Source organism: Streptomyces sp. NPDC051664 (assembly GCF_044453545.1).
In the GTDB taxonomy this organism is placed as follows: domain Bacteria; phylum Actinomycetota; class Actinomycetes; order Streptomycetales; family Streptomycetaceae; genus Streptomyces.
Genome location: NZ_JBITCU010000002.1, coordinates 585,620 through 600,905 on the forward strand (window position 1 = coordinate 585,620; position 15,286 = coordinate 600,905).

A 15,286-nucleotide genomic window follows, 5' to 3' on the forward strand; every position below is an offset into this window, starting at 1 on the left:
CGAGCCCTTGGATTTTGCCTGTGAGTGGCTTTCTTTGCCTTCTTATTGCATAGTGGGAGCTCGGTCGTGCCTCGCTATCGGCGGGTCGACGCGTGTGTGAACGGCTGCTGCGGCAAGCCGGGGGATGAGGGACGATGCCTTCTCCGCACGACGGACGGCTCCACGGCCGCTGTCTCCGCAACGGATACCGCGGTGTCACCCGCGGACTCGCCCTCGACCTCGGCAGTTCCGGCACCCGCGCCTGGATTCCCGGACTCGGCATCGTCACCGACGCCGAGTCCACCGGCGATCCCGAGGGCGGGTCCGGTCACGGCCGTCCGGTCCGGCGCGGGCGCGTAGTCGACCCCGAGGCCTGCGGCCGGATGCTCAGCCGCATCGCCGACACGGCTCTGGGCGCCGACCGGAGCGAGACCCTGATCGTCCTCAGCCACCCGGTACTCGCCGGGCCCGAACACCGGGCCGAGGTGCGGGAGCTGCTCGCCGCACTCGGGCCGACGAGCATCATCGTGCTGGACAGCGCCAGAGCCGCCGCCGCATATGCCGGACCGCAGGACGGCGGCCCGCTGCTCGTCGTCGACATCGGTGCCGAGCTGACCGAAGTCACCCTCCTGGTCGACGGAACGGTCCGTGACGCCCGCCAGGCCGAGACCGGGCTCAGTGACCTCGGACCCGCCGAGCCGCCCTCCGCCGTCGTCCGCACCGCACTGGACATGATCATGGAGATGTGGCGGCAGGACCGGCACGGTGTGGTCCTCGGAGCCCTGCGCAAGCGGCCGTTGCTCGCCGGAGGCGGTGCGCTGCGCCCCGACATCACCAACCGGATCGCGGTCCGCCTCGGGGTTCCGGTGCGGCTCGCCGACGACCCGGCCACCACGGTGGTCCGCGGCGCGGGACTGATCCTCGGCTCCGCGCTCCGCAAGGCCGGCGCGGCACCCGCCCTGCCCGGTCCGGTGAGGTGACCACCTTCCCGGGGCCGCCCCCGGGCTACACACTCCCGAGACGGCGACCGAACAGCCCGGCCCGCCACACGGCGTTCCGAGGGCGCGCGACGGCGACGCGTCAGGCCCTGGTCGTGCTCCTCCTCGTCGTGTTCACCGTCGTCGGCGGCGCGTCCGCAGCCGTCGCGGCCGCCGGAGGCGTAACCCCGTCACGCTCCCTGTCCGGTCCTGCGTCTGCCGGAGGCGTAACCCCGTCACGCTCCCTGTCCGGTCCTGAGTACGCCGCCGCGCACCCGCCCGCCGCCCGGACGCCCGCCCGGCGCATCGACCTGACCGCCCGCACCGGCCCCCCGCACGACACCCGGCGGACCCGCACGGCCACGGCGACCGGCCACGACCGCACAGATCTCCCGGCCGTTCCCCGACCCTGGGTCGCCACCGACCACATCCGCATTCAGCACCAGCTCCCGCCGCCCGGCCCCGGTGGCGCCCTGTTCCCGGGGCCGCTCGGCATCCAGGTACCGCTTCCCGCTCGGCAACAGGCCCCGGACGCCCCCTCCTTCGCGGCCGACCGCTTCCACGTGGCGCTCCCCGGCGTACGCGGCCCTCCGAGGACGGTCCGTCCCCTCGGCCACCGTTCTGCTCGACAGATCTGACGGCACGTCCTCGCCGAGGTGAGGGCGCCGGCGTCCCTCGGAGGATTTCCATGACTCGCGCCACCACGGTGCGAGCGGTTCTGGCTGCGGCCGTGCTGCTCGTCTCCGTGCTCATCACGCTGACCATGTCACCCAGACTCGGCCTCGATCTTCAGGGCGGCACCAGGATGGTGCTCCAGGCCAAGGACTCCGCCACCTTGAAGGCGGACCGGGAGAGCACCGACCGGACCCTTGAGGTGCTGCGCCGGCGCATCGACTCGCTCGGCGTCTCCGAACCGACCCTGACCCGGTCCGGGGAGGACCGGATCATCGTCGAACTGCCCGACGTCCAGGACCCGCGCAAGGCCGCCGAAGTCATCGGCAGGACCGCCCAGCTCAGCTTTCACGCCGTCCGGGGCCCGGGCGCGGAACAGGAGATGGGCAAGACCGCGGGGCTGACGCTGCCCGACGAGGACGGCCGCCCTCTCGCCCTCGGCCCGGCCCGGCTCACCGGGGCGGGCGTCAAGGACGCCGGGGCCTCCTTCGACGCCCAACAGGGCGCCGGCTGGACCGTCGCCCTCGACTTCCACAAGGGCGCGGGCCGGGACTGGACCCGGCTGACCGGCGAAGCCGCCTGCCATCCCGCTCAGGACGAACGGCGGCGGGTCGCCATCGTCCTCGACGACCGGATCATCTCCTCTCCCCAGGTCGCCCCGTCCGTCGGCTGCAACGTGGGCCTTCCGTCCGGCTCCACGCAGATCACCGGCTCGTTCGGCGCCGACGAGGCCCGCGATCTCGCGCTGCTCATCAAGGGCGGCGCGCTGCCCCTCCCCGTCGAGATCGTCGAACAGCGGACCGTCGGCCCGACGCTCGGCGCCGCCGCCATCGACGCCGGCGCCCGGGCCGCCCTCATCGGCGCCGCCGCCACCGCCCTCTTCATCACGTTCGTCTACCGGCTCTTCGGCGCCCTCGCCGCGGTGGCCCTGGCCGCGTACGGAGTTATCTCGTACGCCGCGCTGGTAGCCCTCGGCGTCACCCTCACCCTCCCCGGTCTTGCCGGATTCGTCCTCGCCATCGGGATGGCGGTCGACGCGAACGTGCTGGTCTTCGAACGCGCCAGGGAGGAGTACGCGGAACGGTCCGGCCGCTCCCTGCGCTCCGCCATGACCGCCGGGTTCCGTAACGCCTGGAGCGCGGTCGCCGACTCCAACGTGACCACACTGATCGCGGCCGGTCTGCTCTTCTTCCTCGGCTCGGGCCCGGTCAAGGGCTTCGGGGTCACGCTCGCCATCGGTGTTCTCGCGTCGATGTTCTCGGCGCTCGTCATCGCGCGCGCCCTCACCGAGATCGCGTCCCGCTCGCGGTTCGTCGGCGACTACCGGGGCGTCAACGGCATCGCACGCCCGGGACGCGTACGGACCTGGCTGGCCCGACGTGACCCGCAGCTGTTCCGGTCCCCCCTCCGCTGGCTGCTGATCTCCACGGCACTGATCGCCGTCGCGGTCCTCGGCATCGTCGTACGAGGTGTCAACCTGGGAGTGGAGTTCACCGGCGGCCGGCTCGTCGAGTACTCCACGAGCCGGCCCGTCGACGTGGAGACCGCCCGCACCGTGCTGGCCGGAGCGGGATTCGGCGATGCAGAGGTCACCACGGCGGGCGCCGGCGACCTCTCCGTACGCACGGGAGACCTCGACAACCACGAGGAGCATGCCCTGCGTGCTGCCCTCGCCGAGGAGGGCGGCCACACCACCAAGGTCCGCGACGAACTCATCGGCCCCAGCCTCGGCGACGAATTGCGGCGCAACGCGCTGATCGCGCTCGCCGTCGCCGTCCTCGTGCAACTCGCCTATCTGGCGGTCCGGTTCCGCTCGACGTTCGCCCTGGCATCGGTCGCCGCGCTCGTCCACGACGTCATCCTGCTGGTCGGCGCGTTCGCCTGGCTCGGCCGCACCGTCGACGGCATCTTCCTGGCCGCGCTCCTCACCGTCATCGGTTACTCCGTCAACGACTCGGTGGTCGTCTTCGACCGGGTCCGCGAGCTGTGGGCGAAGGCACGCCGCGAAGCCGTCACGACCATCGCCAACCGCTCCGTCCTGCAGACCGTGCCCAGAACCGTCAACACCGGCATGGGCGCCCTCTTCATCCTGGCCGCCCTCGCCGTGCTCGGCGGCGACTCCCTCGAGGACTTCGCGCTCGCCCTGCTCATCGGCATCTGCGTCGGCACGTACTCCTCCGTCCTGACCGCCGTACCGGTCGCGCTCACCCTGGAGAAGAGAGCCAAGGCCCCGCCGCCCGCCCCCGAGCGCGCCTCCGGACGCACATCCGGCGCGGGAGCGAAACGCCGGGACCCGCTCGACAACCGGGCGCGCGTATAAGCGCTTCGCGTTCCCACAACGTGTGCCGCCCCCGACCACCGGTGCGGGGGGCGGCACACGCTGCGGCGGTCCTGAGTTCCGCACCCCGATCACGGCACAATCCTGATTCCGTCCCGGTGATTGGAGCGTGCCCATGCCCGTCCTGCTGCGTGACGCCTGGGCCACCCTCGTGCCTGACATGACCGACCGGCACGGGCCGCTGCCGCCCCTGATGCTCGCCCTGACCGTCGTCACCGGCCTGGTCGACGCCGTCAGCTATCTGCAGCTGGGCAGAGTCTTCGTCGCGAACATGACCGGCAACGTCGTCTTCTCCGGCTTCGCGTTCGCCGGGGCTGCCGGCTTCTCGCTCGCCGCGTCGCTCGTCGCGCTCGCCGCCTTCGCCACCGGGGCGCTGCTCGGCGGCCTGCTCGTGCACCGCACCCACGGGCACCGGGGCAGAATGCTCCAGTACGCGCTCCTCGCCGAGACCGTGTGCGTCGCGGCCGCCGTGATCGTCGCGATGGTGTCCGGCACTCCGTTCGTGGGAGGGGTCCGCTTCACCCTCATCGTGCTGCTCGCCCTCGGCCTCGGCGTGCAGAACACCGTCTCCCGCGCTCTCGCGGTCCCCGACCTCACCACCACCGTGCTGACCCTCACCATCACCGGCATCGCCGCCGACAGCCATCTCACCGGAGGAGCCGGCAACAAGGCCGGCCGGCGGGTGGTCTCGGCCTGCGCCATGCTGCTCGGCGCCGTCGTCGGAGCCCTCGCCGTCCTGAACGGACACCCGACGCTGCCCGTGCTGCTCGCCGCGGTCATCCTGGCCGCGGCGAGCGCGGCCGCGACCGTCCTGGCACGCACCGACGCCCCGTGGACCCGCCCCCTCGCGAAGAAGTGACACCCCGCACCCGGCCGGGGACGCGCGTGACGCCGGACGTCAGGAGGCGAGCGACCGCAGATACGAGGCGGTCTCCTGATCGGCGGGCAGGAACGTCTCGATCGCCAACTCGGCCACCGTGACATCCATGGGCGTGTTGAACGTCGCGATGGAGGAGACGAACGACAGCACCCGCCCGTGGTACTCGATCACCAGCGGCAGCGCGAACGACAGCGCCGACGGCGGTCCCGCCGGCTCGTCCTGACCGTCGGCGCTGTCGGACACCGGATAGGCGGCGACCTCCTCGTACAGTTCACGCAGCTCCGCCGAACGGGCCAGCGCGATCTGACGCTCCATCTGGGCCAGCAGATCGGCCCGCCACGCCCGCAGGTTACGGATGCGCGGAGCAAGACCCTGCGGATGAAGGGTGAGCCGCATGGCGTTCAGCGGCGGGGCGAGCAGATGCTCCGCGACGCCTTCCAGCAGCATCGCGATGCCTCGATTGGCCGCCACCACGGTGTAGGTGCCGTCGACGACGAGCGCGGGATACGGGTCGTACCCCTGCAACAGCTGCTCCATGCCGTCGCGCAGCGCGCCCATCGCCGGGTCGTCGAGCGCGGTCTCCGCGTAGCGGGGCGCGTAACCGGCCACCACCAGCAGGGCGTTGCGCTCCCTGACCGGGATGTCGAGATGATCGGCCAGCCGCAGGATCATCTCCTGGCTGGGGCGCGAACGGCCCGTCTCGATGAACGAGATGTGTCGGGCCGAGGAGTCGGCGCGCAGGGCCAGCTCCAGCTGGCTGATCCGGCGCTGCTGACGCCAGCTGCGCAGCAGTGGCCCTACCCCCGTGTCTAGCGCGACAGTTGTCATACGGAGACCGTAACGTCACCGCCACCGCCCTTCAGCAACCGACCTCGTGAGGGAGCCGCCCCGTGCCCACCGAACCGCTGTCGCAGAAAGAGATCGAGGACCGGCTGAGCGAGCTGCCCGGATGGGCGCTGGAGGGTGACCGGATCACCCGCACCTACCGGCTCGCCTCGCACTTCGCCGCCGCCGCACTGGCCGTCCATGTCGCTCAGATCCAGGACGAGCTGAACCATCACTCCGATCTGACGCTCGGCTACAACACTGTTGCCCTGGCGGTGCACACGCACGATGCGGGCGGTGCGGTCACCGAGAAGGACCTGACGCTGGCGGCGCGGGTGGAGGCGGTCGCTGCGGTGCACGGCGCGCACTGACGAAACGCGAGTGACGCCAGTGACGGAACGGGGGGCGCCGTGCAGGGCGCGATGTCACGGCGGCTGAACCAGGGCGCCGCGCTCGTCAGGGCGCCGCGCCGAACCGGGGGTGCGCGGCGAGCCGGCGCGTACGGGTGTCGCTGCGCTCCACAGCCTCCGCGTGCGCCTCCCGGGTGTGCGCGCTCACCGAGGCGCCGGCCGCGCCCACCGCCGTCGAGCTCGGGGGAGAGAGGTCAGCGGGTCTGGTCGTCCCGCTCCGCCTGCTTCTCCGCGTTCTTCTCCTTGATGCGGACCGCTTCCTTCCGGACCTCGGCCTGGGTGGCGCGTTCCTTCTGGAGCCACTCGGGAAGCTCCTTCTTCAGCGCCTCGATCTGTTCGGTGGTGAGGGCGTCCGTGATGCTGCCACGCGCGAGACCCGAGATGGAGATGCCGAGCTTCGCCGCCACCACCGGACGGGGGTGGGGGCCGTTGCGCCGCAGTTCCTGCAGCCACTCGGGCGGATCGGCCTGCAGCGCGTTGAGCTCGCTGCGCGAGACGACACCCTCCTGGAACTCGGCGGGGGTGGCCTCGAGGTACACACCCAGTTTCTTCGCCGCGGTCGCGGGCTTCATGGTCTGGGTGGTCTGGTGCGACGTCATGGTGTCAAGAGTAGCGAGCGTGTGCGATACCTCCGACCACGACCGGTAACCTGGCGGGGTGACAGGCTCCGAGATCCCCCCTTCTTTCCGGCTTGCGTATGTACCAGGCGTGACGCCGACCAAGTGGGTGCGTATCTGGAACGAGCGGCTTCCCGAGATCCCACTGACTCTCGTCGCGGTGACCGCCGCGGAGGCATCCGACGTGTTGCGGGGCGGCGGCGCCGACGCGGGATTCGTGCGGCTTCCGATCGACCGTACGGACCTCAGCGCGATCCCCCTGTACACCGAGACGACGGTGGTCGTGATCCCGAAGGACCACATCGCGGCAGCGGTCGACGAGGTGTCCGCCGAGGATCTGGCCGACGAGATCGTGCTGCATCCCCTCGACGACACCTTCGACTGGGAACGTCCGCCGGGACGGCCCGCGAACGAGCGCCCCGCCACGACGGCGGACGCCATCGAACTGGTGGCGGCAGGGGTGGGACTGCTGGTCGTCCCGCAGTCGCTGGCCCGCCTGCACCACCGCAAGGACCTCACGTACCGGCCGGTCACCGGCGCTCCCGAGTCGCGCGTCGCACTGGCGTGGCCGGAGGACGCAACCACCGCCATGGTGGAGGACTTCATCGGGATCGTCCGGGGGCGGACCGTGAACAGCTCCCGGGGCCGCACCGCCACCCCGCCCCAGCCGAAGCAGCGCAAGCGCCCCGACGCGGGCGACGCACGGCGGAAGCCCGCGGGCGGCAAGTCGGCCGGCAAGAGCCCACGGGGCGGTTCCGGCGGCCCGAAGGGCGGCAAGCGCGGCAAGCCGCGCCGTCGGTCGTAGCCCCGGCTTCGCTCATCCGCAGTCTTGTGGCAGCGCCCGCCCGGGGACCCGCCGGTGTCCTACAGTCGTCCGCATGCTCGACTACAACACCGAGGCAGCGGTCTACGACGCGACCCGCGGTGGCGTGCCCAGGGCCGAGTCCGCAGCCCGCGCGGTGCTGGGCCTGGTCCCGGAGTCCGCGCGCACGCTGCTGGACATCGGCTGCGGTACGGGGCTGGTCACCCAGCGGCTCGCGGTGGCCCGGCCCGGACTGAAGGTGTTGGGCACCGATGCCTCGTACGGAATGGCGCGGCTCGCCCGGCAGCGGATCGGCGCGGTGGCGCTCGGCGACGCGCGGCGGCTGCCGCTGGGCGCCGCGACGGTGGACGCGGTCGGTGCGATCTGGCTGCTGCATCTGCTGCGGGAAGCCGGGGAGGTGCGGGCGGTGGTGTCCGAGGCGGCCCGGGTACTGCGGCCCGGCGGGGTGTTCGTCACCACGGTCGACAAGGACGCGGCGCACGACGTGGGCAGCGACATCGACGAGGCGTTCGCCCCCTATCTGAGGCCGAAGCCGTCGGACAGCGAGGAACTGGTCGTCGCGTACGGGGCGGAAGCCGGGCTCGACGTGGTGGGGGAGGCCCGCTTCCTCGGCCATGGACAGGGGCGGACACCGCAGGCGGCGGCGCGAAGTGTACGCAGGGGCGACTTCGTCTCGCGTCTGGAGCTGCCGGGGGTGGCGGCCGACCGGCTCGCGGCGGCGCTGCTGGCCCTGCCCGACCCGGACCGGCCGCGCCGCGACCCGGAGTACCGGTTGCTGGTGTTCCGCCGCCGGGACTGACAGCGGGACCGCGGCGCACGGATGGTGCGTACATGGCGCACGAGTGGCGCGTCCGCCGTTGAGACAGGTGGGGCGGCTTGCCGAATCGGCAACAAGGCTATGCCGGACACCTGACGTGGGGCGAGTCTTGTCCGCATGACGAAGCACGCCGATCACGGCCCTCACCACGACACCGCGCACGGCCCTCACCACGACACCACCGACTTCGACTGGGACGTCATGGGCCCGCTCCTGGAGCGGAACGCCGAGCTCAGCAGCCCGCAGTACCGGGAGGCCGCCCGCTGGATCGCCGGTCTTCCCACCGCCCCGCGGGTACGCCGGGTCCTCGACATCGGCAGCGGCCCCGGCGTGATCGCGTGTCTGCTCGCCGAGGCGTTCCCGGAAGCCGAAGTCGTCGCCGTGGACGGCACCCCGGCGCTGCTGGAGCGCGCCCGGGCCCGTGCCGTACGGCTCGGGCCCGGTGACCGGGTCCGTACGCTGCACGCGGAGCTCCCGGACGAACTGGCGAAGCTGGGGGACGCGGACCTGATCTGGGCGGGCAACGCGCTGCACCACATGGGTGACCAGCGCGCCGTCCTCGCCGGTTTCGCCGGGCTGCTGCGCCCCGGTGGCACGATCGCCCTCCTCGAGGGCGGGCTGCCGCCCCGTCAGCTGCCGCGCGACATCGGGTTCGGCCGGCCAGGTCTGGAGGCGAGGCTCGACGCGGTGACCGCTGATTGGTTCGAGGAGATGCGGGCGTCCCTTCCGGACGCCAAGCGGGAGACCGAGGACTGGAGCGCCCTGTTCACCGCGGTGGGGCTGGCCCCGCAGGGCACCCGCAGCTTCCTGCTCGACCTGCCCGCACCGCTCTCCGACCGGGCCCGCGACCATGTCATCGCCGAATTCGCCCGGCGGCGCGACATGTTCTCCGACGCGCTCACCGCCGACGACCTCGCCGTACTCGACCGGCTGCTGGACCCCGACGACCCGGCCGGGCTGCGTCACCGCCCGGACGTATTCCTGCTCACGGCACGCACGGTCCACCTGGCCAGGCGCGCCTGAGGGCTGTTCCGTCGTCCCTGGCGGGCGCACGACGACAGCTGCGGCACCTCTCCCCCGTAGCCTCAACGGCACGGGGGTACCCCCTCCGTTGTCGGAACGCCCGAATACGCCCAGTATGCGGACATCCCTCGCCTTGCGATGCACCGCATCCGACGCCGCGCGCTGATCCACCAGGGATCCCGGGACAGCCGTCAGCGCCCCTGGGGCACCGGTTCCAACTGCCACCACTGGCCGGGGGAGTCGGTGTCCTCCCACTGCTGGACGTTGGCGCCGTCCGCCGTGCTGCCATCGGCCACTTCGAGGGCGAGTCCGCTGATGAAGCTGACCAGGGTCACGGTGCCCGGCGCATCCAGGTGCTGTTCGACCAGCCATTCCTGGGCGCCGTAGTTGTTGGCCTTCCACTGCTGGACGTTGGCGCCGTTCTCCGTGGAGGCGTTGGCGACGTCCAGCCGTTTGCCACTGTGCGCGTTGGTCAGATGGTAGAGGGCGGCGCCGTCGTGCACCGGTGAGAGCTGCCAGTGCTGGGCGCCCGCCCCGTCCCGCTTCTCGCTGCCCTGCTGCACATTGGCGCCGCTGCCCTTGGCGGAGCCGTACACCTCCAGCAGCAGCCCACTGCCCACATTGCGCAGCCGGTACAGGCCCGGTCCGACGACGGGCGCGGTCTCCCCGCTCATGGCGCGGTCCTCCAGGTTCGGGCATGCGGACGCCGCCCGGCGCGAGGCCGGGCGGCGGTTCCGCGTGGTTCGATCGTGGAGCGGCAGGGCTCAGGCGCCGAGGTTGAACTCACCCGGGTTCGGGCCGAGACGCTTGCCCTCGTCCAGCGCGGCGAACGCGGCGAGGTCGTCGGCGTCCAGCTCGAAGCCGAACACATCGAGGTTCTCCGCGATCCGCGACGGCGTCACGGACTTCGGGATCACCACGTTGCCCGTCTGGATGTGCCAGCGGAGCACCACCTGTGCGGGCGTGCGACCGTGCTTCTGGGCGATCGCGACGACCGTCGGGACCTCCAGGAGGCCCTTGCCCTGACCCAGCGGCGACCAGGCCTCGGTCGCGATGTCGTGCTTGGCGTGGAAGGCGCGGGACTCGGCCTGCTGGAGCTGCGGGTGCAGCTCGATCTGGTTGATCACGGGGACCACGGAGGTCTCACCGAGCAGGCGCTCCAGGTGCTCGGGCAGGAAGTTCGAGACACCGATGGCCTTGGCGCGGCCGTCGGCGTAGATCTTCTCGAAGGCCTTGTACGTGTCGATGTACGCGTCCTTGGCCGGCACCGGCCAGTGGATCAGGTACAGGTCGACATAGTCGAGACCCAGCTTGTCGAGCGAGGCGTCGAACGCCCGCAGGGTGGTGTCGTAGCCCTGCTGGCTGTTCCACAGCTTCGTGGTGACGAACAGCTCTTCTCGGGCGACACCGGAGTCGGCGATGGCCTTGCCCGTGCCCTGCTCGTTCTCGTAGATCGCGGCGGTGTCGATGCTCCGGTACCCGGACTCGATAGCTGTCCTGACCGCCTTCGTCGCCTCGGTGTCCGGCACCTGCCAGACACCGAAACCGAGCTGCGGCATCTCGACGCCATTGTTGAGGGTGATGGAGGGGACCTGGCTCACGAGCGGTCGATCCTTACGTCGTCGGTTCAGTATTCATTGGGGCAACGATCAAGGGCCCTGATGCATTCCCGGCGAGAGGTATTTCAGGTCGGCGCCCCCGGGCACGCCTCACCGGTACAGCGCGTCCACCTCGGCGGCGTACGCCGTCTCGATCGCCTTCCGTTTCAGCTTCAGGGACGGGGTCAGCAGACCGTGCTCCTCGGTGAACTGATGCGCCAGTATCCGGAACGTACGGATCGACTCGGCCTGCGACACCGCCGTGTTGGCGGCCACCACCGCCCGCCGGACCTCCATCTCCAGATCAGGGTCGCGCACCAGGTCCGCCGCCCTCATCGGCGGCCGCCCCTGCATGGAGAGCCAGTGGTCCACGGACTCCTGGTCCACGGTCACCAGCGCCGCGATGTACGGTCTGTCGTTGCCTACCACGATGCACTGCGCGACCAGCGGATGCGCCCGCACCCGCTCCTCCAGACCGGCCGGCGACACACTCTTGCCGCCCGACGTCACCAGGATCTCCTTCTTCCTCCCGGTGATGGTCAGATAGCCGTCCTCGTCGAGTGCACCCAGGTCGCCGGTGGCCAGCCAGCCGTCGTGCAGCACCGCGTCGGTGGCCTTCGGGTCGCCCAGATAGCCGCCGAAGACATTGCCGCCGTACACCCATATCTCGCCGTCGTCGGCGATGTGCACGGTGGTGCCGGGGATCGGCTGCCCGACCGTGCCGTACCGGGTGCGCTCCGGCGGATTCGCGGTGGCGGCCGCAGTCGACTCGGTCAGTCCGTACCCCTCGTACACCGTGATGCCGGCGCCCTCGAAGAACAGACCGAGCTGCCGCTCCATCCCGGAGCCGCCCGACATGGCGTGCCGCACCCGGCCGCCCATCGCGTCGCGGACCTTCTTGTACACGACCTTGTCGAAGAACTGGTGCTGCATCCGCAGCCCCGGCGACGGCCCCGGACCGGTTCCGAACGCCTTGTGTTCCATCGCCTCCGCGTACCTCACCGCGATGTCGAAGGCCTTGTCGAACGGCCCGAGCTTGCCCTCCGACTCGGCCTTGCGCCGGGCACCGTTGAAGACCTTCTCGAAGATGTACGGCACCGCCAGGATGAACGTCGGCCGGAACGTCACCAGGTCCGGCATCAGCGCCTTCGCCGACAGCTCCGGCTGATGGCCCAGTTTCACCCGGCCGCGGATCGCCGTGACCTCCACCATCCGGCCGAAGACGTGCGCCAGCGGCAGGAAGAGGAGTGTGGCGGCCTCGTCGCCCGGCTTGGAGTGGAAGACCGACTCCCACCGGGAGGCCATGGTGTCCGTCTCGAACATGAAGTTGGCGTGGGTGATCACACAGCCCTTGGGCCGGCCCGTCGTACCGGAGGTGTAGATGATGGTCGCCACGGACTCGGGCGTCACCGCCCGCCGGTGCCGGTGCACCACCTCGTCCTCGACATGGGTGCCCGCGTCGACGAGCTCGGTCACCGCGTCGGCGTCCAGCTGCCACAGCCGCCTCAGCCCGGGCAGCCGGTCGATCACCGAGGCGATCGTCATCGCGTGGTCCTCGTGCTCGACCACGACGGCGGACACATCGGCGTCGTGCAGCATCCAGAAGACCTGCTCGGCCGAGGACGTCGGGTAGATCGGCACGGACTGGCAACCGACCGTCCACAGCGCGAAGTCGAAGAGCGTCCACTCGTACCGGGTACGGGACATCAGGGCGACCCGGTCGCCGAACCGGACGCCGTGGGCGATCAGCCCCTTGGCGAGGGCCAGCACCTCGTCACGGAACGTCGCGGCGGTGATATCACGCCAGTGTCCGCTCGCGTCCTTCCGGCCGAGCGCAATCCGATGCGGGTCCTCCTCCGGGTAGTCGAAGACGACATCAGCCAGACCGCCGACGTGGGGCGCGGCCGCCATGGGTGGGACCGTGAACTCGCGCAATGAACTGCTCCTTGTGGCGCTCCGCACAGCGCCGTGACGCTACCTGATCGGGCGGCGCGGCGGGAGGGCCCGGAGGCTTTGGAAAGCGTGGCATCTGTACAGGTCAGCCACAAATATCCGGCCACATGGGCAGGGCTCGGGCGCACATCTGACGGAGGAGTAAGTAGCTTGCACCGGAATCTCCACCGGATCTGTACACCTCGGTCACGTGCCCTCGCGGCTGCCGATGGCGTTGATGCCGCCGACGGTGCGGATCAGCCGGTCGCCTCCTGCCAGGATCGCCGCCGCGAGCGCGTCCGCTGCCTCCTGCGCCGCGTCCCGGCGGCGGCCGTGCAGCAGGACGAAATCCACATCGCCGAGCTCCGGCAGACCCGCCCTGGCCGGCACCGGGGTCAGTCCCGGTGGGATGAGGCCGCGGGTGTGCGCCATCACGCCCAGCCCGGCATGGGCCGCCGCGATCAGCCCGCTGAGGCTCGTACTCGTACAGGCGACCCGCCACGACCGGCCGTGCTCCTCCAGCACCTCCAGGGCGCGGGCCCGGGTGATGCCCGGCGGTGGAAAGAGGACCAGCGGCACCGGACGGTCCGGATCGATCCGCACATGCGGTGCGCCGATCCAGGTCAGCGTGTCCTGCCAGACCAGCTCACCGTGCGTGTCACCGGTCCGCCGCTTGGCGAGGACCAGATCGAGCCGGCCCGCCGCCAGCTGCCGGTGCAGCGTCCCGGAGAGCTCCACGGTCAGCTCCAGCTCGACCTCCGGGTGGTCGCGGCGGAACGACTCCAGGATCTCCGGCAGCCGGGTCAGCACGAAGTCCTCCGAGGCCCCGAACCGCAGCCGGCCGCGAAGCCGCGTCCCGGTGAAGAACGCCGCTGCCCGCTCATGGGCCTGCAGGATCGTCCGGGCGAAGCCGAGCATCGCCTCACCGTCCCCGGTGAGATCGACCCGGTGCGTGTCCCGGGTGAACAGCTGCCGTCCCGTCGCGTCCTCGAGCCGCCGCACATGCTGGCTCACCGTGGACTGCCGCACGCCGAGCCGACGGGCGGCCTGGGTGAAGCTCAGTGTCTGGGCGACGGCGAGAAAGGTACGGAGTTGTGCAGGGTCGTACATAGCGTCAGGTTATCGCGAAGCATGATGACAGTGAGAGCGGTGTGCGGGATTCCCGATTGCGGTGATCAAGAGCAAGATGGGGAGGGCACGACCTGAACGAGAGAACACGTGGAGCACATGAGCCGCCGCACCCTGAAGCTGCCGTCCTGGTTGCCGATCGACCCGTACATCCTGGCGCTGATCGGCACCGTCGCGGTTGCGGCGCTGTTGCCCGCATCCGGGGCCGCCGCGGATGTGGCGGGCGGCGCGTCGACCGGAGCGGTCGCCCTTCTCTTCTTCCTGTACGGCGCCCGCCTCTCGACCGCCGAGGCGCTCGACGGACTCAAGCACTGGCGGCTCCATCTCACGGTCCTGATCTGCACGTTCGTCGCGTTCCCGCTGCTGGGCCTGGCGGGCGAGGGCCTGGTGCCGTACGTCCTGACGCCCCAGCTCTACAGCGGCTTCCTCTTCCTCTGCCTCGTCCCGTCGACCATCCAGTCGTCGATCGCGTTCACCTCGATCGCCCGCGGCAATGTGCCGGCGGCGATCTGCGCCGGCTCCTTCTCCTCGCTCGCCGGGATCTTCCTCACCCCGCTGCTCGCCGCCGGGCTGCTCGGCAACAGCGGTGGCGGATTCTCGGCGGACGCACTGCTGAAGATCGGGGTCCAGCTGCTGCTGCCGTTCGTCGCCGGGCAGTTGCTGCGCCGCTGGATCGGCGGGTTCATCACCCGCCACAAGAAGGTGCTCGGCTACGTCGACCGGGGCTCGATCCTGCTGGTCGTCTACAGCGCGTTCAGTGAGGGCATGGTCGCCGGCATCTGGCACCAGGTCACCCCGGTCCGGCTCGGTGCGCTGCTCGCCGCCGAAGCGGTTCTGCTCGCGCTGATGCTCGCACTGACCTGGTACGGGGCGAAGCGGCTCGGCTTCGACCGGGGCGACCGGATCGCCATTCAGTTCGCCGGTTCGAAGAAGAGCCTGGCCTCGGGGCTGCCGATGGCGAGCGTGCTCTTCGGGGCACACGCGAGCCTGGCCGTGCTGCCGCTGATGCTCTTCCACCAGATGCAGCTGATGGTGTGCGCGGTGATCGCGAAGCGTCGCTCGCGCGACCCGCTCGACCGGCTCGACCGGCAGGATCCGCGGCAGGGGCACCGGGAGCGGCCCGGGACTCCGGTGAGTGGTGCGGCGGCGGAGGAGCCGGTCGCGGTGGGCTGACCGGCTCGCCCGTGGCGTGAGTTGCAGACCGGCGGCGTGGCCCGACGGCTCATTCTGCCGCCCCCGAACGGGCCGGCGACGTACTCACGGGGCG

15 protein-coding genes are annotated in these 15,286 nt (G+C 71.0%); 9 read left to right on the forward strand and 6 right to left on the reverse strand.

The annotated features are described in order from the left end of the window. The first annotated feature begins 134 nt into the window (after positions 1 to 134). The 4 genes from ACIA8E_RS05940 (at position 135) to ACIA8E_RS05955 (ending at position 4,825) form a co-directional block, all read left to right on the forward strand. Positions 135 to 959 carry a rod shape-determining protein MreC gene (locus ACIA8E_RS05940; RefSeq protein ID WP_399294967.1) on the forward strand — a complete coding sequence of 275 codons (825 nt, stop codon included), beginning with the start codon at positions 135 to 137 and terminating at the stop codon, positions 957 to 959. 113 nt (positions 960 to 1,072) lie between these two features. Next, the gene (locus ACIA8E_RS05945) at positions 1,073 to 1,594 is read left to right on the forward strand and encodes a hypothetical protein (protein ID WP_399294969.1); all 522 of its coding nucleotides are present in this window, start codon (positions 1,073 to 1,075) and stop codon (positions 1,592 to 1,594) included. 50 nt (positions 1,595 to 1,644) lie between these two features. After that, positions 1,645 to 3,948 (forward strand): protein translocase subunit SecD, encoded by a 2,304-nt coding sequence (gene secD, locus ACIA8E_RS05950; RefSeq protein ID WP_399294971.1) that lies wholly within the window; start codon positions 1,645 to 1,647, stop codon positions 3,946 to 3,948. Positions 3,949 to 4,081: 133 nt separating this feature from the next. Next, positions 4,082 to 4,825, forward strand: a complete 744-nt coding sequence (locus tag ACIA8E_RS05955; RefSeq protein ID WP_399294973.1) for a YoaK family protein — start codon at positions 4,082 to 4,084, stop codon at positions 4,823 to 4,825. Positions 4,826 to 4,864: 39 nt separating this feature from the next. On the opposite strand, the gene ACIA8E_RS05960 is transcribed toward ACIA8E_RS05955, so the two are convergent. Then, positions 4,865 to 5,674: a helix-turn-helix domain-containing protein gene (locus ACIA8E_RS05960; RefSeq protein WP_399294975.1), complete on the reverse strand. Its 810-nt coding sequence runs from the start codon at positions 5,672 to 5,674 to the stop codon at positions 4,865 to 4,867. Between the two features lie 62 nt (positions 5,675 to 5,736). Between ACIA8E_RS05960 and ACIA8E_RS05965 the strand changes: the two genes are divergently transcribed. Next, a complete protein-coding gene (locus ACIA8E_RS05965) occupies positions 5,737 to 6,042 on the forward strand; it encodes a 4a-hydroxytetrahydrobiopterin dehydratase (protein WP_399294977.1) in 306 nt (101 codons plus the stop codon). Positions 6,043 to 6,275: 233 nt separating this feature from the next. Here the strand turns inward: ACIA8E_RS05965 and ACIA8E_RS05970 are convergent, their stop codons facing one another. Next, the gene (locus tag ACIA8E_RS05970; RefSeq protein ID WP_399294979.1) at positions 6,276 to 6,680 is read right to left on the reverse strand and encodes a DUF5997 family protein; all 405 of its coding nucleotides are present in this window, start codon (positions 6,678 to 6,680) and stop codon (positions 6,276 to 6,278) included. Positions 6,681 to 6,738: 58 nt separating this feature from the next. On the opposite strand from ACIA8E_RS05970, the gene ACIA8E_RS05975 reads away from it, so the two are divergent. From ACIA8E_RS05975 to ACIA8E_RS05985, 3 genes are all read left to right on the forward strand, one after another. After that, entirely contained in the window at positions 6,739 to 7,503 is a 765-nt protein-coding gene (locus ACIA8E_RS05975) for a LysR family substrate-binding domain-containing protein (RefSeq protein WP_399294981.1), read from the forward strand. 73 nt (positions 7,504 to 7,576) lie between these two features. Continuing rightward, the gene (locus ACIA8E_RS05980) at positions 7,577 to 8,320 is read left to right on the forward strand and encodes a class I SAM-dependent methyltransferase (RefSeq protein ID WP_399294983.1); all 744 of its coding nucleotides are present in this window, start codon (positions 7,577 to 7,579) and stop codon (positions 8,318 to 8,320) included. Between the two features lie 135 nt (positions 8,321 to 8,455). Further along, positions 8,456 to 9,361 carry a class I SAM-dependent methyltransferase gene (locus ACIA8E_RS05985; protein ID WP_399294985.1) on the forward strand — a complete coding sequence of 302 codons (906 nt, stop codon included), beginning with the start codon at positions 8,456 to 8,458 and terminating at the stop codon, positions 9,359 to 9,361. Between the two features lie 191 nt (positions 9,362 to 9,552). Here ACIA8E_RS05985 and ACIA8E_RS05990 read toward each other — a convergent pair whose 3' ends face one another. From ACIA8E_RS05990 to ACIA8E_RS06005, 4 genes are all read right to left on the reverse strand, one after another. Continuing rightward, positions 9,553 to 10,035 carry an RICIN domain-containing protein gene (locus ACIA8E_RS05990; RefSeq protein WP_399294987.1) on the reverse strand — a complete coding sequence of 161 codons (483 nt, stop codon included), beginning with the start codon at positions 10,033 to 10,035 and terminating at the stop codon, positions 9,553 to 9,555. A gap of 90 nt (positions 10,036 to 10,125) precedes the next feature. Then, a complete protein-coding gene (locus ACIA8E_RS05995) occupies positions 10,126 to 10,962 on the reverse strand; it encodes an aldo/keto reductase (RefSeq protein ID WP_030971951.1) in 837 nt (278 codons plus the stop codon). 108 nt (positions 10,963 to 11,070) lie between these two features. Then, positions 11,071 to 12,870 carry an AMP-dependent synthetase/ligase gene (locus tag ACIA8E_RS06000; RefSeq protein WP_399294989.1) on the reverse strand — a complete coding sequence of 600 codons (1,800 nt, stop codon included), beginning with the start codon at positions 12,868 to 12,870 and terminating at the stop codon, positions 11,071 to 11,073. A 228-nt stretch (positions 12,871 to 13,098) separates the two neighbouring features. Next, a complete protein-coding gene (locus ACIA8E_RS06005) occupies positions 13,099 to 14,001 on the reverse strand; it encodes a LysR family transcriptional regulator (RefSeq protein WP_399294991.1) in 903 nt (300 codons plus the stop codon). Between the two features lie 117 nt (positions 14,002 to 14,118). On the opposite strand from ACIA8E_RS06005, the gene ACIA8E_RS06010 reads away from it, so the two are divergent. Continuing rightward, on the forward strand, positions 14,119 to 15,192 hold the full coding sequence (locus ACIA8E_RS06010; protein ID WP_399294993.1) for a bile acid:sodium symporter family protein: 1,074 nt from the start codon (positions 14,119 to 14,121) through the stop codon (positions 15,190 to 15,192). Positions 15,193 to 15,286: the final 94 nt, after the last annotated feature.